An 18,044-nucleotide genomic window follows, 5' to 3' on the forward strand; every position below is an offset into this window, starting at 1 on the left:
AATCACACTTTAAGGGGGCAACCGGCATGGATCACAACCTTACCGAACTTGTTTTCATTCTCGATAAAAGCGGCTCAATGGCAGGTCTTGAAACCGACACGATCGGCGGCTTTAATGCGTTGATCGGCAAACAGAAGAAAGAACAGGGCGATGTGAACGTCACAACCGTCTTGTTCAACCATCATTATGAGCTGCTCCATGATCGGATTCCGATTGAGGGCATCTCCCCAATTACGGACCGTGAGTATGAAGTGGGCGGTACGACCGCATTGCTCGATGCGATTGGTGCCACGATCAATAAAATCGGCAATGCACAGAAGCGGACGAAAGAAGAGCATCGGGCCGGGAAAGTGATGGTCGTCATCACGACGGATGGCATGGAGAACGCCAGCTGTGAGTATAAGTATGATCAGATCCGGGCCATGATCGAACGTCAGAAATCAGCTTTCGACTGGGAATTCATTTTCATGGGCGCCAATATCGATGCCGTTGCGACCGCCAGAAGTTTCGGCATCCATGAAGATTTTGCCGTGAATTACCATGCGGATGAAGTAGGTACAGATCTGAACTTTACGGTGATGAGCGAGACGATTTCGACTGTCCGGAAAGGCCGCAAGCTGGATCGGAATTGGAAACGGGATATTGAAGCGGACTTTGAACGGCGGAAGCGCTGAACCGGAAGTACCGGGTAAACAGTTCCCATATAAAATGCAGGGGAATTCCGCTTCGGCGGTGTTCGTCCGTGTTCTGTGGGACTGGCTCGACGTTTGCCGGTAAACACTTTAGGGAAGGTAGGTATTGAAGTATGTTGAATACAAGATATCCACCTGTCCGGTTTGATACGGGCGACTAATCCCGAAAGTGAAGGAGACTGAATACATGCGCGTAAAAACACCAATCCCGCAAGCCAAAGGAATAGACAATACGCTGACCTTGATCAAAGAGGGCTTTCATTTCATCCCCAGCCGCAGAAATGAGCTGGAATCCGACATGTTTGAGACCCGGCTGCTCGGCCAAAAGGCGATCTGCATGGCAGGGGAAGAAGCGGCAGCCATGTTCTACGATAACGAGTATTTTAAGCGCGAGGGTGCTGCACCAAAACCGCTGAAGCAAACATTATTGGGTGAAGGCGGCATTCACGGCAGAGACGGGGAAGACCATCATCAATTGAAACGGATGTTTTTGTCGATGATGACCCCTGAGCGTCTTGAAGACATGAAACGCATTGCCGTAGAAGAATTTGATAAGAAAGTGACCGAATGGGAAAGAAAAGATGCGGTCATTCTGCTCCGGGAGATGGAGGAGATCATGGGCCGAGCCGGCATGCGCTGGGCCGGACTTCCGGTAAAAGAAAGTGAAGCGAAAGAGCGGGCGGCAGAGCTCTCGCAAATGGTCGATTCCTTTGGCGGTTCCCTCAGCCGCTACCAGGACGGAAAACATGCAAGACAAAGCCACGAGAAATGGCTGGAGAAGATCATTAAGGATATCCGTTCAGGCAAATACAATCCGCCTGCCAATACGGCCGCTTACATTGTTGCAAATCATCGGGAACCCAACGGCAAATTACTGGATCTGCATACGGCTGCAGTTGAATTGAATAATTCATACCGGCCGCTTGTTGCGACAGCTTATTTCATCGTATTCGGTGCGTTGGCAATGTATGAGCATCCGGAAACCGTCGGGAAACTGCGGGAAGACAAGGATGATTACAGCCATATGTTCTCTCAGGAAATCCGACGCTACTATCCGTTTGCACCGGCAATGGCAGCAAAAGCGAAGAAGAATTTCACATGGAACGGTTATAAATTCAAAAAAGATCAGCTCGTGGTATTGGATTTATTCGGGACGAACCGTCATCCGGATAACTGGATCGATGCGGACCAGTTCATTCCGGAACGTTTTGCCAATTGGAGCGGCAGTCCATTCGCATTTGTACCGCAGGGCGGCGGGGATCATTACATGGGGCACCGCTGTGCCGGTGAATGGATGACCGTCATGGTAATGCAGGCATTCTTCCGGTACATGACGCATAACCTCTCATACCATGTGCCGGAACAGAACCTGGCATACGATATGCGGCGGATGCCGACCATGCCACAGAGCGGCTTTGTTATCAGCGATGTGCGGAAACTCCGGTCATTCCCGGATAATATTTTGCTCCATCGGGAAACCCTGACAGCGGTAAAAGCCTGACTTCAATGCCATTCCTGCAATGCAGGGATGGCATTTCTGGTGCTTGAACACGCAGAAACTCCGGGTATCTGCGGATTGCTGGAAACTTTTTGTTTCTGAAACTTGTTTCACTCTGCTCGTTTTTGTATAATGTAGCTACTTGGAGAACAATAGTGTTTCCATTTAACGGGTAACTGATTGATTTTGCTTGTTCTAAAATAATATTAATTTGGTTTTAATTCCATACAATTTGATAATTTGGTGAAGTGTTACAGACGATAGAGCTGTCAACAAAACCGAAAAGAGTCCCGCTTGAGCGGGTCTCTTTTCGGTTTTTTTATTTGGCATTAATTGAAACGGTATGGACAAACGGAGGTTCCTTGGAAGGATGCGGATGGACACGGACGAAAGAATCAGGCGGAAGTGGTTTTAAGATTGGGCTTATCATAAAACAGCCAGGAAAGTTCATTCCCCTCCTGCAGAATGCAAGTATTGGAAACGTAAAGGAGGGTTATTAAATGAAAACTTCAAGAACGATTCATACGGAAATTGGCGCATATGTTTCCTCCTTGCTGCGCAATTCTTTCGGTAAAGGGCCAACTTCAATCTACGTGACAATCAGTCAGCCTTTTATCGTCATTCATTTTCGTGGGTTTATCACATCAATGGAAAAAATCCTTTTAAAACAAAACGAAACACAGCGGGTGCTGGAGACGCGCGATTTGCTCATGAACGATTTACGGAAAGAAATCATCCGTGAATTCCGGACCATCGGGGGACTCAGCGTGGAAGAGGTCTATGCAGACTGGAACCTGGAAAATCGAACCGGTGTGATCATCGGTGTGACAGATGACCCTGCAGATGAAGGCGTTGAAGATTGGCCGGAGGATACAGATCGGCAGGCGTTCCGGCAGAAGCTCATTCGCTCAAGTATTATCGCTGAGAAAAAGGCAGACCGGCTGCAGACGTTCTGGCTGGATCACCGGACCATACTTGTCCGCCGCTTCGGTATACTGACGCCGATTGAAAAAGCGCTTCTTAAAAAAGGTGTCACGGAGGAATTGCGGCTTGCCAAGCGGGATCTGGAGCAGGAGGCATTGGACGATATGGATTTGGAGCAGGACTTGAACCAGTCTATCTCAGAAATATTTCTGGATTGGAATTTCGATGCGGATGTGGGATACGTGGTCTTTGTCTTAAATCCAAAGAAATAAATGAACCGACAGCTATCAAAAGCTGCCGGTTTTTTATTTTGAATCCGCTGACTGAATGTTTCGCAAGCTTGGCAATAGGGGAAAATAATGATGATAGCCATACCGTGAGGAGGGGTTGCATTGAGAGTGTTTGTTTTCGGCGGCGGTGAAGACATCGGCGAACACGTACTGAAGCAGCTTGCCCATAAAGGTCATGAACCGGTGACAGTTGCAGAAACGAAGAACCGGGCTGAGGGATTGAAAAAAATGGGAGCAGCGGATGTTATGATTACGCGGGACTATAATTTCGTAGAAGCGATTAAGGGCAGTGAAGCCATCATTTATTTGGCGGAAGCGAGCGTGACATCCGGAGAGAATAAAAACATCCTCGTCGACCATAAAGCCATCATTAAAACCGTTGAGGAAGCGCAGCAGCTTGGTATTAATCGTATTGTCTACTTAAGTGCCGTCCTTGCAGATGAGTCGGATGAGTCAAAGTCGACAGGTGCAAAACATGAACCGGAAGAATTGATCCGGCGGGATGGGATTGTTCATACAATCATCCGGACAACGCATGCAGAAGCGAAACCGGGCAAGGGAATGGTTAAAGCCGTTCGCGAAGTCGGCGTTAATGCCGGGAAAAAGGCGGGAGATCTGGCATTTGAAGATATAGCTGCTGTTCTTGTTGAAGCGCTGGAAAATGAAAACGTATTCAGTAAGACATTTGAAATTACAGCAGGGAACACACCCATTCGGGAAGCATTGCAGGCATTATAACATAGTTGAAATAACAGGCATGCCAAACGAAGAAAGGTGGTTTTTATGGGGAAAATAACGAAATATTTACCGTCTGCCATATTAGGGACAGCCGTAGCAGTGCCGCTTACATATATTGCCTACATTTACGAAAAAGATGATCGTCAAAAACAGCATGCGATTTTGCGCAATTTTCCGCTGCTTGGCCGGGTGCGATATGTGACGGAAAAAATCGGGCCGGAACTGCGTCAGTATTTGTTTGAAAATGACAACGAAGGAAAGCCTTTTTCGAGACTCCAGTATCAGCATGTCGTAAAAGCGGGAAAGTATAATGAACGGCTGATCGGTTTCGGTTCGAATCGTGATTTCAAAGAAGATGGGTATTATATCCGAAATACATTGTTTCCTAAATTGCGCACTGAGTTGCTGGTTGATAATACGAATAAGATCAATACACAAAAGTATGTTATCGATCACGAAGGCTTGATGAGCCGGAAAGAGCATCCTGAGGAAGTGCAGATTGATCCTTATCTTCTCACAGATGAAGATGCCATTGTGCTCGGAGAAAAGACATGCCGGGAACCGTTCCGTATCAAAGGGCAGGTAGGAATGTCAGCGATGAGTTACGGGGCGCTCGGCGAGAATGCCATCACTGCGCTGTCCAAAGGGATCGGCATGGCCGGCGGTTCCTGGATGAATACAGGAGAAGGCGGAATTTCCGATCATCACTTGGCTGGCGGCGTGGACTTGATGATGCAGATTGGACCAGGAATGTTCGGTGTCCGCACACCGGCCGGTGAATTCTCAATGGATGCGTTCAAAGAAAAGGCGGCGATGCCACAAGTGAAAGCATTTGAAGTGAAACTTGCCCAAGGCGCCAAAACGCGCGGCGGACATCTGGAAGGGCAGAAAGTGACGGAAGAAATTGCGCGGATCCGGCTGATTGAGCCGGGGAAGACCGTCAACAGTCCGAACCGTTTCATCGAGTTTGATACGTTTCCAAAACTGTTTGATTTCATTGAAGAACTTCGGGAAGTTGGCGGCAAGCCGGTCGGTATGAAAATTGTCGTCGGAGATTTGGAAGGACTTGAAGAAATGGTACAGCAGCTGAAGGAACGCGGGCAGGGACCGGATTTCATCACCATTGACGGCGGTGAAGGCGGGACAGGTGCGACTTATCAGGAGCTGGCCGACTCGGTCGGTCTGCCGATTATGACTGCATTGCCGGTTGTCGATGAAATGCTGCGTAAATATGAAATCCGTGACCGCTATAGATTGATTGCGGCCGGAAAGCTGATTACTCCGGATAAAGCAGCTATCGCACTTGCGATGGGAGCGGATTTGATCAACATCGCGCGGGGCTTCATGATCAGCGTAGGCTGCATCATGGCAGAAGTCTGCCATACAAACCGTTGCCCTGTTGGCGTGGCGACGACGGATCCGGAACTTCAAACCGGATTGGTTGTGGAAGAGAAAATGTATCGGGTGACCAATTATATTTCCTCAATGCGTGCCGGACTCTTCAATGTAGCCGCCGCCGCAGGTGTGGAATCACCGACACAGCTCGAGCGCAAGCATATTATCTACAAAGATGAACAGGGCCGATTACTGTCGGTCGGCAGCATGATCGAAAAAATCAGCGGTGCCGAGCCAGTCCGTGAGCAGGAAAGCGGTGCTTTGCTGGATCGATAGCGAGAAAAAAGAAAACCACTCCCTGAGGGTGGTTTTCTTTTTTATCATAAAATAACCATCAGTAATACACTAATAAGAACAAGCCCTGTAATAAAGGCCGGGAAGCTGCTTTTTTTCTGTTCCGGCAATTCATCGTTCATGATATTCAAAATGAGACCGCCGGTTAAGAATGAGAACAGAAAAGCAATGACGAGTTCGTCGGATTGGGTAGTTTGCGCCAGCAGCCAGCCGATGAATACGGAGACTGAGAGAATCCAGCGGCCCGCTTTTGTATATAGTCCTTCGTGTGTCAGGTGGAGCACACGGTTATTAGCGATGAAGTGAAAGGAAAATACAATAAAAAAGACAGCATAGGCAGCAACGTTCCCGCCGCTTAATTGCGGCAGCAAATAACCGATCAGGCCATTGTATAATGCAAAGGCAGTAATATGAACCGTGAAAACCCGCTTCTTGGGCCGGGTCAGGTTATATTCCTGTTCATTTTTTTTTTGGGAATTGACATTGAGCTTATCAATCCCGTAAAAGACACCAATACCGAGCAATGCGACGAGATATCCTATATAACCAGGTTGTTCCAACCAGCCGGGCAGGTCTGCCCTCAGGATAACTTCTTCATAATGAGCCAGTTCCGGTACAAGATGCAAAAATACATAAGCGATAGAACCGCCGGAAAGCAGCGACATGAGTACTTGCCGTGGATGGGCGTTCAAGAATTTAAGCTGCCTTGTAAATATATGAACAAGCACGAATCCAATTATCACTAAAAGACCTGGAACAAACATTTGGAACACTCCTTTTGCAATCGTAAACATGCAGTAATTAATACATACCCGATTTTCCAAAAGTTAGTGATACTGCGTATGGAATGCTATACTCGGGGAGAACGAAGTAACGTATTCCTGGAGAGGAGGAGCAGAATGGACAGAGCGATACAGGAACAGTTTGACAGGCTTTATTCAGAAGATCGGCAAGTGCAGTACCAGTCACATATGAACATCCTGGAGACAGCGAAGCAGCCGGTGGATTGGGCGTACGATATCTGGGATTTACTGAAAGAAGACCTGACGGCGCCCGATGCTCACCAGCGCTCCAGAGCTGCACAGTATTTGTCATATTTGGCAATCAGCGATCCCGAAAACAGGATATTGACGGATTTTCCTTTGATATGGGCACGGACGTATGATGAAAAATTTGTTGTGACAAGGCATGCACTTCAAGCTGTCTGGCGAATTGGCCTTGCAGGAGATCCGCAGCTGCGGCTGGTGATCGATCACCAGATTGACAGGTTCCGGAATTGCGGGGATGAAAAGCATGCAGTGCTGATCCGATCGGATATTCAGCGGAATCTGCGTCATTTGTACGATGCAACAGGCGATGACTCGATTAAACAACATGGACTCGTCTTGGCTGCAGAAGTGAAGGATAAGAAGTACCAGAAGCGATATAAGGATATATGGAAGTAATCAGCAGCGAACGGATGAAAGATCAGAAGCCTTGGCCATAACAGAAAGCACTTGCGGCTGCCGGAATCCCGGCAGCTGTTTTACTTTTCAATGAGCAGACTGCCGGAAATGGAACGCGCTGCATGGATACCGCTCGTTGCAGCGCCGATTGTACCGCCACCCGGAAAGATATGATCGCCGCATACATACAGACCCGGAATCCCGGCATGATGTGAAATGGAATTGAACAGCGAGTTTGCCACGGTCTGCGGAAATCCGCCGACGAAACCATGAGGCCGGCCGGTGTAGCGAGTCCATCCGCGCGGTGCCCCTGTTTCCAAGTGAACGATCGCCTGCCGAAATCCCGGTACAATATCCTCCAAAGCAGCAAGCATCCGGTCCGTCAGCAATTCCCGATGAGCATCGTACTTACCCTTTGTATTCCATTGCTTCACTTCCGAATGAGTGGAAATCGTTGCTGTCTGAAACCCCGCTGGCGCACGCAAGGCATCGTCCGGCTGCGAAGCTGAAACGAAAAAATGAGCACCTTCCGCGAGACCTTGGCCGATTGAGAGTTGCCGGAACGGAGGGAGAGGAGCGGCAAGTTTTGCTGTTTCGACCGCCACATAAAGCGTCAGCGTCGTCCAGGTCGGTGTGCCCATTCCAATGCGCAGCCGCTTGTTCAGCTTCCGTATCAGTTCAGGCGTCATCAATGCCGGAAGCTGATGGATCGGCACATTCAGGATGACATCGGTCGCCCTGTAAGTGTTACCCCGCTGATCAGTGGCGATCCATTGCTGCCCTGAGCGCTCCAACCGTTCGACTGTCCGGCGTTTTTTCAATAAGCCGCCATTCTCCTTGATGCTGTCGCCCATCAGCTCGGCGAATCGGTACAGGCCACCGGGCACATAATAAGCTCCTTCATGATAAATATCGAGTGCCACAGCCGCTAGCAGATAAGATACATCCTCGCTGCCCGTCTGCATGCTGTCGATCAGCAATGCATCCAGCATGTGCCGAAACGGTGTTAAGTTCTCCAGTTCATGCGCTTTTAGCCGCTGTCCGAGCGTCTGGCGCATAAAAGGCAGCAGCTGCATGTGTGCCGGCCGGATAGAGTTGATCAAGTACCGCCACTCAATCCAATTTGCAGGCGGCAAGGGAGGGAGCGGGTCCATCAGCGTCCGTACTACAGAAGCTGTTTGGTAAATCTCCCGATAAAAGGTTCGAATCGACTGCTCAAATGCCGGGAATCGGCCGACAATTTCATCGACATGCCGCCTGCGGTCACGGAAAAACGTAAAGGTAGTTTCCGGGTGGACCATTTCCATGACAGCTTCAAGCGGCTCGAGCGGAAACGGTTTCTGTAAATAGCGGAACACCCGTTCATGAATACCGCCCGGTTCCAATCCCATGCCGAGTGTCGCGCCTGCGGGAAACAAAAAATCCCGGCGCTTAAATTTTCCGGCACAGCCGCCAAGTTCTGATGAAGCTTCCAGCAGCGTGACTTCCATGCCATGCTTTGCCAGCAATGAGCCTGCCGTCAGTCCACCAATCCCTGCTCCCACTATAAGTACATTCCGTTTCATAACATCCTCACCTTAACTTCAATTATGAAGAATCCGCAAACAGCCGCACAAGCACAATGAATTAATAAAGATAATTAGGCCATATAAATCCCCGGCCGCTGTCACGGTCGGGGATTTTTGAAAAAGGAGATGGACTGCAATGTTTGTTAGATCGTCTATACTTGCCGCGGAACACTGTTAGCTTTTGGAACTTCGCTGTAATGAAAATGATCTTCGATTTCTTCAAGAGACTTGTCTTTCGTCTCCGGCAGAAATTTATAAACGAAAATAATGGCGCCAATGCCTAACGCGGCAAACAGGAAGAACGTTCCGGACAATCCGGCGGCGCTCATCAGCATCGGGAATGAAAAACCGATGATAAAATTAGTGATCCAAAGGCAAAATACGGATGTGCCCATGCCAAGTCCCCGAAGCTTCATCGGGAAAATGGAAGATAATACAAGCCAGGTAACCGGTGAGATGGCCCCTTGCTGAAAGAGTAGGAATGTGACGGTCAGCGCTAAAACCACATAAGGCAGCATCGCACTGCCATCCAATACATTGGCGAAAATACCGATCAGCAGAAGAGCCGAAGTCGTGCCGATCAACCCGCCGATCAGCATCGGGCGCCGGCCTATCCGTCCCAGCAGCCAGATGCCGACGAATGTCGCCAGTACGGAAATGACGCCATTCGCGATATTGGCCGTAAGGGCCGCTTGTGTAGAGAAGCCGGCTTCCCTTAAAATCTGTGTACCGTAATACATGATGGAATTTACGCCGGTAATTTGCTGAACGATACCGATTCCGATACCCAGCACGAGGATGCGGCGGATCCATGGAATGGACAAATCTTTGAATGTCGCTTGCCGGACCTGCTTTTCCTCACCGATGGTTGTCTTGATTTCTTTCAGTTCCGTATGGGCGCGTTGCTCTTCGCGGATGATCCGGAGTGTATTCAGTGCTTCTCCAAACTTCCCTTTTGTCGCATACCAGCGGGGGCTTTCCGGAACCGTCAGCATGCCGAACCATAAAAGAACAGCAGGGAGTGTCGCCACAACCAGCATATAGCGCCATACATTTCCGGATTCATCAATTACGCCGGCCAAAATGGCATTTGTCACATAAGCAAGCAATTGCCCTGTGACAATCATTAACTCATTCTGTGTAACAATCTGGCCCCTGCGTTCAGAAGGTGACATTTCAGCCAGAAAGGTCGGTACCGTCACGGAGGCGCCGCCGACTGCCAGACCAAGCAGGAACCGGAAGATGACCATCACCGTGACATTCGGTGCAAACGTCGTGCCAAGAGTGGTCAGGAAGAAAAAGAGGGCTAAATAGAGAATGACTTTGCGCCGGCCGATGCGATCAGCAAAACGGCCGCCGAACATGGCGCCAAACGCGGCGCCGAACAGGAGGGAACTGGTAACGAGTCCTTCTGTGAAAGGGGTGAGATCTAATTGGTCTTCCTGAGCCATAAACGGCAGCGCACCGTTGATGACTCCTGTGTCATAACCGAAAAGCAGTCCGCCAATTGTTGAGATCAATGTGATTTTCCTGAGCGATTTCTGATGAGTGCCTTTCTTCGCAGGCTCAGCATCAGAGGGATGATTTGTCATAGGTTCCTTTCTCCTCTCAATAGATAAATATGCTGCTGATACAGAACGCGCACTCCTTTCCTGCAAAATGAAGTGAATCAGGCGGTTCCGTATATCAGACAATGCGGAAGTGAGAAGAGAAATTCTGTGGCGGGCAGTGAGGCATCTCATAAGCTATGTAGGGAATGCAATCGACGAAAAACAATGTTCTGCCACTGAAGACATAGCTAAAAGCAATGCCTGAAGCAGTCATCAAACGACCAGCCGCCATGCCTCAAGACAAATCTCTCATCTGTCATTCCACCATCCGGCAACTGCCTGACTAAAATCGTAAAACCACTTTATCACTATAATTCTTAAAATTCAAAAATAAAACTTGGGAAATTAAAGGAAACTATCTGATCAAGAAACCTGTTTTGCAGTGATGGAGTATGCGATTCTTTTCAGCTAATGAATTTCTAATACCCGCAAACTTTCATTGGAAAACGAATAGATCGAGTATTAGCTGAATGATTGAGCCCGCTGCACAGGTCCCGGTTCCTTAGGCTCGTTGTGGTTATTCCCGGATAACGGACTAATCCGCAGCGGTAAAATGCACTGAACGACTGAAAAATGCCGGAAGTTTCCAAGCATCATTTTCGTGGAATGCACGTCCGATTATCAAGAAGGAAGTTGCAGATTTCAAACCTTGTACTTAATTTTAATCAGCATTCACGAAGAGGAGGCGTTAACGATGCAGAGGTTTTTTCAGCATAATTGGCTGGTCCGGCAGGAATGGCCCGGCTGTATTCTAGGATTTGGCAGAACTGAAAGCGGGCGATGAAATCATTGTTGAAGGGACGGACAAAAGCTTGATCTTTCAAGTGGAAGCCATGGAATCGACGGAACTTACGGACATTGATGTCACAGAAGTTTTTGGCTATCGTTCTTCACCTGAACTCGTACTCGTCACATGTTCAGGAAGCCATAGCGAGGCACTTGGAACCCGGGAAGAGCGGTTGATTGTCTATGCCGGTTTAAGCGAAGAAAGAGACCGAAAAGATTAAGGCTGTATTTTGAGGTTGGTCAGTGAGCATTCAAGTTTTACTCTCAGTATAAGAAGAAGCATGTCACTACGTGTCTACAAGTCAAAAGCAGCCTCACCGGTGGGTGAGGCTGCTTTTGGAGTGTCGCTGTTTATTTTTCCTGATAGACAAAATAATCAAAGTCAGCCGATTTGTTCTGGCCGGATGTATCCTGGCATTGCATGCCGATGAATGCGCCGGTAAAGAACCCGCCGCCTTGAATATAGTCATCCGACAATTTATGGGATTGGAAGGTAACCGGAATTTCCGTCCAGTTGTCGCCATCGAATGAGTAGGAATACGTATAGGTGTTGGTTTTAACATCCACACGCAGGAAGACGTACTCATTGGCTTCGGGAATCTGGATTTCCTGTCCTTGAAGCGGCTGCGAAAAGTCGAAGTTATCGCATGCCGTGAGTTCAAGAATGCGTCCTTTTTCTTCATTCCATGAAATCTGGAGGGCTGTCCAGTTCTCGGTGTTGTAGTAATTAACAAGCCCTGCTGACTGCTGGAAATTATCCGGCTGGAACGCAACTTTCGTTTCTGCCGTGAAGTTGAAGCTCTGCCAGCGGCGTGCAATGAAAGCTTGGGTAAACTTTGATGTTAATGACTCTTTTCCATACAGACGCAAATGGCCAGGGTTGTCCTGCAAGGAAGCAATCGTCCCCATGACCGGTATCCGCAGTGACTGGAATTGCAGGTTCAATTGAGCTGCGTCGAAATCGTCTTTCACGTCATAGCCTTTATCCCATGTCACTTCTTCAATAGCCGGCCCTTCAATTTCCACTGAAGGTCCGTTCCCGCCGACCACATACGGCCAGCCGTCTTTCCACTCAAGCCGCTGGATGGCAGTTTCGCGGCCGAGCGGGCAGAACCCGCGCGGATCGAGCAGCGGTTTGTTCGGTGTCGGAAGCGGGCGTCCGACCAGGTGTACAAGGAACCATTCATCCGTATGCGTATGGACCATGGATGCATGGCCCGCTTTCTGCAGCGGATTTTGCGGATACGGGAAAGAAGTCAGCAGCGGATTTTCAGGGTGTACGTCGTAAGGCCCCCAAATGTTTTTTGACCGGGCCATGGTAGCCGCATGATCGTATTTCGTGCCGCCTTCGGCTGTCAGCAAATAGTACCAGTCATCAATTTTGTAAATATGCGGCCCTTCGACCAGCATGATGTCTGTCCCTTTGAAAATATTCTTCACTTCGCCGGTCAGCTTCTGCGCTTCTGCATCGTATTCCTGAAGAAAGATGCCGTAGAAGGGATGGTGGCCGACGCGCTGATCCCAGCACATATTCATCAGGTACTTCTTGCCCGATTCATCATGGTACAGGGAAGGGTCGAATCCTGAGCTGTTCAGGTAGACAGGGTCAGACCAGTCGCCGTCAACTGTCTCGCTTGTAACAAGATAATTATGGCAATCTTTCCACTGGCCATCTGTCACTTTCACATCCGTGAAGATAAGCCAGAACTTGCCGTCACTGTAGGAAAGATCCGGTGCCCAGACGCCGCCTGAATTTGGGTTGCCCTTCATATCAAGCTGACTGATCCGGCTAAGCGGACGTGATACGAGCCGCCAGTTCTTTAAATCCTTTGAATGATAAATGCCTACGCCAGGAAACCATTCGAACGTCGAAACCGCGATATAATAATCTTCTCCAACGCGGCAAATGCTCGGATCCGGATTGAACCCGGACAAAATCGGATTTTGTATCGTTGCCACTTCAATCACCCTTTACCTATTAATTAGTTTGCCGCCGCAATTGCAATCCTTCTGCGCCTTGACCAGCTGTATGTAAGTGCTTTCAATCCGGCTGAAAAAAAGAGCAGTCAGGACGACCTGCAGCTAATTTTCATCATACACTACTTAGTTTAATAAGCAAACAAAGTTAAGCGATTCCGCTTCAGACTTTGATCGCCATCTGCTGGTGAATATTAAAGCGAAGAAAGTTTTCGATGGAAAAAGCGGCGACCCCCAAGGCGGCTGAACGGGTAGACCGTTCCGAGAATGCAATTTCAAGGTCGTTCTGCTGAAACCACAGGGCTTGGTTCTCGACTCTTTTTTTAATCGGACCGGACAGCCATTCTTCGGCAGCTGCCATTCGATTGCCGATCACGACCTGTTTCGGGTTAAACGTATTGATGATGTTAATGATGCCGATACCCAAATAATCGCCTGTCTGCTCAAACAGGGCTTCCACCTCAGCGTTTCCTTCTGAAGCAAGGGTCATTAGCGTCTGCAAATCAAACCCGGCGTTTTCCGGCAATGGGATCCCCAGTTGTTGTGCTTTTGTTATCAAGGCCTGCTCCGAGGCATAAAGCTCCCAGCAACCCTCATTACCGCAGCGGCATTTTTCTCCATTGGCCTGAATGGTCATGTGGCCCAGCTCGCCTGAAAATCCATTCGACCCGCGGTAAAGGGAACCGTTCAGGATGAGTCCGACCCCGATTCCAATGCCTGCACTTACGTAGACAATATTTTCGAAATCCTTGCTGGCACCGAACTTCTTTTCTCCATATGCCCCTGCATTCGCTTCATTTTCAACGGTGATGGGCAATTGATATTTTTCTTGCAGCGTTGTTTTCAGATCAATGTTCTTCCAGTCCAGGTTCGGTGCAAGCAACAGCAGTCCGTTTTTATCAACAATTCCCGGCACCCCGATGCCGATCCCGATTATGCCATGCGGGCTGGGGGGTGCTGCAGCCATCAGATAATCGATGGTGGCGAACAGTTTTTCTTCAATGTCTTCATAAGGAAGCTTACTGAATACCATTGATTTCTCTTCGTATATATTGCCGCTAAGATCGGTGAGGACACCCAGCAGGTAATTAACACCGATATCGATTCCGATCGAATAGCCTGCTTTCTCATTAAAGAGAAGCATAACGGGCCGTCTGCCGCCGCTCGATTCACCCGGGCCTGATTCACAGATCAAATGATCATCGAGGAGATCGCTGACGAGGGAAGAGACAGTTCCTTTGTTCAGGCCTGTCTGTGAAGCGACGGAAGCGCGGGAAATGGGCGCATTGTCTTTAATCCTACTCAGCACCAGAGACTTATTGCCTTCTTTTACAACGTGATGATTCCACGTTCGCTTTGCTGCGATTTTCATTTTGTTCAGCTCTTTCTCTCTTTTTGTTTTATTCTAGCAGAAAATATTGAAAACAGGGCGGTCGGGAAAATAGAAAATAAAACTTTGTTCAGACACTAGACTAACGACTTGGCGTTTGCTATAATGAAAACGCATACAACAGTCGGAATATTGTTGTAACACAAAAAAAGGGTGGGGGAAAAATCATGACTAACAAGAAGAAAGCGATTGCACTTCTGGCATCTGCTGCTGCAGCATCTTTGGCATTGTCTGCTTGTTCTGGGGAAGAAGAGGAAGGCGCAGCTGTTGCTGAAGAAGGGGAAGATGTCGTCATTGAATTCATGCATCTTTGGCCTGAAGGCAGCTCAAAAGCGCATTACGACGTTGTAAATGATATTATTGCTGAGTATGAGGAAGCAAACGAAGGTGTGACTGTTGACCTTGAAGTGCTGAGTAACGAGCAATACAAAGATAAGCTCCGTGTACTTTCCACTTCCGGTGATCTGCCGGACGTCGGAATGACTTGGGCAGCGGGCTTCCTGACGCCTTATGTGGATGGGAATCTGTTTGCGTCACTTGATGATGTGGCAACAGAGCTTGAAGATGAATTTGTACCGGGTACTGTTGACGCATACCGGGTGGATGAGACTGCTTATGGACTTCCGCTTGAGTTGAATATTGCAACAATCTTCTATAATACAGCGATCTTTGAAGAATATGGAGTTGAACCGCCTGAAACTTATGAGGAATTGCTGGCTGCAGTTGAAGCTTTCAATGAAGCAGGCGTTCCGCCAATTGCACTCGGAAACAAAGATGCGTGGACAGGTTCTCTCTGGTATATGTATCTGGCTGACCGGATTGCAGGACCTGAAGCACTGACACAGGCGATCAGCGGTGAAGGCGACTTCACAGATCCGGCATTTGTTGAAGCGGCAGCGAAGATTCAGGAGCTTGTAGAAGCCGACGCGTTCGTCAACGGTTTTAACGGCCTTGCGGATGAAGAAGCGAAAAGCATGTTCATGAGCGGTCAGTCACCAATGTACCTGATCGGTTCATGGGATCTCCCGAACTACACAACAAATGAAGATGTGCCACAGGAATTCCGCGATTCGATCGAATACATGACCTTCCCGCTCGTTGAAGGAGAAGGCGATGCAAACAGCTTCGTTGGCGGCCCTGGAGTTGGGCTGTTCGTCGCTGAAGAATCAGATGTAAAAGAAGAAGCAAAAGATTTCGTCGCATACTTCATCCAGGAATGGGGCGAGCAGGCAGTTGAGCGCGCTGGTGTAATCCCGGCAACAAAAGTGGATGCAGCGTCTCTTGATCTGCCGCAGATGTACATCGATATCCTTGGTGAATTGAGCGAAGCAAGCAATATCACATTGTTCGCTGATGTTCAGATGAGCCCTGAAGATGCACAGGTTCACCTTGATTCAATTCAAGCACTCTTCGGTGGAGAAATTACACCTGAAGAATTTGCGGAAGCACACGCAGAAGCAATTGCACAAGAATAACAACCTGTTGCTTTTTGAAGATACCGATTAGCAAAGAAGGGGGCATATCCTGGAATTCCGGATGGGTCCCCTTTCACTTTTTCAGATATGGGGTTGACTGCTTTGAATAAGGTCATGTCGAATAAATTATTCATAACACTTTATATTGCACCGGCACTGCTGCTGGTCATTGTTCTGGTCTTCATTCCTTTACTCCTCTCAGGCTACTACGGCCTCATGGAATGGGATGGCATCGGAGATAGAACGTTTATCGGACTGGAGAATTACATTGCTGGTATTCAGGATGCTGACTTCTGGTCGAGTGCCTATCATTCGTTCCTGCTGGCTGTCTTCTCGACATTGAGCCTTGCCATCTATCTGGCTGTATCATTCATCCTGGCTTCAAAAATCAAGGGTGCGGATCTGCTCCGTAAGATCTATCTCGTTCCGATGCTCTTGTCTTCCGTAGCAATCGCCCAGCTCTGGGTGAAGATCTATAATCCGACTAACGGAATTCTGAATACGCTGCTCATGAACCTGGGCATCGAACGTCCGCCGGCCTGGCTGGCAAATCCGGATATCGTCCTGTTTGCGATTTTCATCCCGATTCTTTGGCAGTACGCCGGTTTTTACATCCTGATTTATTATGCAGCGCTGAAGAACATTCCGGAATCGCTCATTGAAGCGGCGCGCATTGACGGAGCTTCGCCTATCCAAATCGCTCTGCGGATCAAATTGCCGCTCATCAAGGAAGTTGTCAGTGTAACGATCGTGCTTGCGATTGTCGGCTCACTCAAATACTTCGACTTGATCTGGGTTATGACAGGCGGCGGACCGAACGGCGCCAGTGAGGTTATGGCATCGTATATGTACAAATTGGCATTCGTCAGCTATAACTTCGGCTACGGCAGTGCCATCGGTTTCCTGCTTCTGATCATTACATTGATTGCGACATACATTGTCCGCAAACTGACAGCAACCAGAGACCGAATCGAATATTAATAGGGGGAAGCTTTCATGAATCGCATTGGTTATTTTTTGCTGTATGTCTGTCTCGCCGCAGTCGCGCTGTTTCAGATTTTACCGCTCATCTGGCTGTTCCTGTTCTCGTTAAAAGATAACCGGGAAATTTTTGCGGGATCCCCGTTTGCTTTGCCGGAGCAGTTCCGGTGGGAGAACTATGCAAAGGTCTGGGATGGCGGTATCGGCGTTTATTTCTTCAATAGTGTCTGGGTTACGGGCGCGGCGATTGTGCTGACCGTCCTATTCGCCAGCATGGCGACATTCGCTATCACCCGGATGAGATGGAAACTGAGCGGTTTCGTCCTTGGCCTGTTCATGGTCGGATTGATGATTCCGATCCACTCCGCACTCATTCCGCTGTACAGCATGTTTGTCAGCGTGAACCTGATCGATAACCCGCTGTCGCTTGTTATCACTTATACAGCTTATAACTTGCCGATCACGATGATGGTGCTGCTCGGCTTCTATTACACGCTGCCGCGTGAAGTGGAAGAAGCGGCAGTCATTGATGGCTGTTCGATCAACCGGATGTTCTTTCAGATCATCCTGCCGATGACTGCGCCGGTCATGGCGACCGTAGTCGTGATCAATATGATCTACAACTGGAACGAGTACGTGTTCGTGAATACGTTCATCAGTTCAGAAGAATACAAAACACTTACGGTCGGTATCCAGAACTTCATCGGTCAGTACATGACGGATTGGGGTGCCATCGGGGCGACGCTGATCATCTCTGTGCTGCCTGTCATCATCGCATTCATCTTCTTCAGCAATAAAGTCGTTGAAGGAATTTCCTCAAGTGCGGTGAAAGGCTGATCCGACCAAAAAAGCTTCACCTGGTAAGGCTCAATGCCTTCCGGGTGAAGCTTTTATATTTAGGCTCGAACTATATGAGTTGGATTAAAGATATAGAATATTTGTGAACCGCTTCGGTCGCTCAGGGCATGGCTTTCACAATGA

At 48.6% G+C, this 18,044-nt stretch carries 15 protein-coding genes; 10 read left to right on the top strand and 5 right to left on the bottom strand.

Annotated elements, in window-relative coordinates:
* Window positions 1-26: 26 nt before the first annotated feature.
* From B0X71_RS04065 to B0X71_RS04085, 5 genes are all read left to right on the top strand, one after another.
* The gene (locus tag B0X71_RS04065; RefSeq protein WP_077588250.1) at window positions 27-674 is read left to right on the top strand and encodes a vWA domain-containing protein; all 648 of its coding nucleotides are present in this window, start codon (window positions 27-29) and stop codon (window positions 672-674) included.
* Between the two features lie 205 nt (window positions 675-879).
* Window positions 880-2,193 (top strand): cytochrome P450, encoded by a 1,314-nt coding sequence (locus tag B0X71_RS04070; protein WP_077588251.1) that lies wholly within the window; start codon window positions 880-882, stop codon window positions 2,191-2,193.
* Between the two features lie 497 nt (window positions 2,194-2,690).
* Complete coding sequence (locus B0X71_RS04075) at window positions 2,691-3,386, top strand: Na-translocating system protein MpsC family protein (protein WP_077588252.1); 696 nt, start codon at window positions 2,691-2,693, stop codon at window positions 3,384-3,386.
* A gap of 126 nt (window positions 3,387-3,512) precedes the next feature.
* A complete protein-coding gene (locus B0X71_RS04080; protein WP_232336834.1) occupies window positions 3,513-4,142 on the top strand; it encodes an NAD(P)H-binding protein in 630 nt (209 codons plus the stop codon).
* A 45-nt stretch (window positions 4,143-4,187) separates the two neighbouring features.
* Window positions 4,188-5,813, top strand: a complete 1,626-nt coding sequence (locus B0X71_RS04085) for an FMN-binding glutamate synthase family protein (RefSeq protein WP_077588254.1) — start codon at window positions 4,188-4,190, stop codon at window positions 5,811-5,813.
* Between the two features lie 44 nt (window positions 5,814-5,857).
* Here the strand turns inward: B0X71_RS04085 and B0X71_RS04090 are convergent, their stop codons facing one another.
* Window positions 5,858-6,595 carry a hypothetical protein gene (locus B0X71_RS04090; RefSeq protein WP_077588255.1) on the bottom strand — a complete coding sequence of 246 codons (738 nt, stop codon included), beginning with the start codon at window positions 6,593-6,595 and terminating at the stop codon, window positions 5,858-5,860.
* 135 nt (window positions 6,596-6,730) lie between these two features.
* On the opposite strand from B0X71_RS04090, the gene B0X71_RS04095 reads away from it, so the two are divergent.
* Window positions 6,731-7,276: a hypothetical protein gene (locus tag B0X71_RS04095; RefSeq protein ID WP_077588256.1), complete on the top strand. Its 546-nt coding sequence runs from the start codon at window positions 6,731-6,733 to the stop codon at window positions 7,274-7,276.
* Between the two features lie 80 nt (window positions 7,277-7,356).
* On the opposite strand, the gene B0X71_RS04100 is transcribed toward B0X71_RS04095, so the two are convergent.
* Both B0X71_RS04100 and B0X71_RS04105 read right to left on the bottom strand, forming a co-directional pair.
* On the bottom strand, window positions 7,357-8,841 hold the full coding sequence (locus B0X71_RS04100) for a phytoene desaturase family protein (protein WP_077588257.1): 1,485 nt from the start codon (window positions 8,839-8,841) through the stop codon (window positions 7,357-7,359).
* Between the two features lie 155 nt (window positions 8,842-8,996).
* Complete coding sequence (locus B0X71_RS04105) at window positions 8,997-10,436, bottom strand: sugar porter family MFS transporter (RefSeq protein ID WP_077588258.1); 1,440 nt, start codon at window positions 10,434-10,436, stop codon at window positions 8,997-8,999.
* A gap of 776 nt (window positions 10,437-11,212) precedes the next feature.
* Here B0X71_RS04105 and B0X71_RS04110 point away from each other — a divergent pair.
* Window positions 11,213-11,461 carry a class F sortase gene (locus B0X71_RS04110; RefSeq protein ID WP_077588259.1) on the top strand — a complete coding sequence of 83 codons (249 nt, stop codon included), beginning with the start codon at window positions 11,213-11,215 and terminating at the stop codon, window positions 11,459-11,461.
* Between the two features lie 130 nt (window positions 11,462-11,591).
* On the opposite strand, the gene B0X71_RS04115 is transcribed toward B0X71_RS04110, so the two are convergent.
* Together B0X71_RS04115 and B0X71_RS04120 are read right to left on the bottom strand one after the other, a co-directional pair.
* The gene (locus B0X71_RS04115) at window positions 11,592-13,199 is read right to left on the bottom strand and encodes a glycoside hydrolase family 43 protein (protein WP_077588260.1); all 1,608 of its coding nucleotides are present in this window, start codon (window positions 13,197-13,199) and stop codon (window positions 11,592-11,594) included.
* Window positions 13,200-13,380: 181 nt separating this feature from the next.
* Window positions 13,381-14,589, bottom strand: a complete 1,209-nt coding sequence (locus B0X71_RS04120; RefSeq protein ID WP_077588261.1) for an ROK family protein — start codon at window positions 14,587-14,589, stop codon at window positions 13,381-13,383.
* A 185-nt stretch (window positions 14,590-14,774) separates the two neighbouring features.
* Between B0X71_RS04120 and B0X71_RS04125 the strand changes: the two genes are divergently transcribed.
* The 3 genes from B0X71_RS04125 (at window position 14,775) to B0X71_RS04135 (ending at window position 17,900) form a co-directional block, all read left to right on the top strand.
* Window positions 14,775-16,082, top strand: coding sequence for an extracellular solute-binding protein (locus B0X71_RS04125; RefSeq protein WP_077588262.1), 1,308 nt, complete (start codon window positions 14,775-14,777; stop codon window positions 16,080-16,082).
* Window positions 16,083-16,184: 102 nt separating this feature from the next.
* Entirely contained in the window at window positions 16,185-17,063 is an 879-nt protein-coding gene (locus B0X71_RS04130) for a carbohydrate ABC transporter permease (protein WP_077588263.1), read from the top strand.
* Between the two features lie 15 nt (window positions 17,064-17,078).
* On the top strand, window positions 17,079-17,900 hold the full coding sequence (locus tag B0X71_RS04135) for a carbohydrate ABC transporter permease (RefSeq protein WP_077588264.1): 822 nt from the start codon (window positions 17,079-17,081) through the stop codon (window positions 17,898-17,900).
* Window positions 17,901-18,044 lie beyond the last annotated feature (144 nt).

Origin of the sequence: Planococcus lenghuensis (assembly GCF_001999905.1) — a bacterium.
Taxonomy (GTDB): domain Bacteria; phylum Bacillota; class Bacilli; order Bacillales_A; family Planococcaceae; genus Indiicoccus; species Indiicoccus lenghuensis.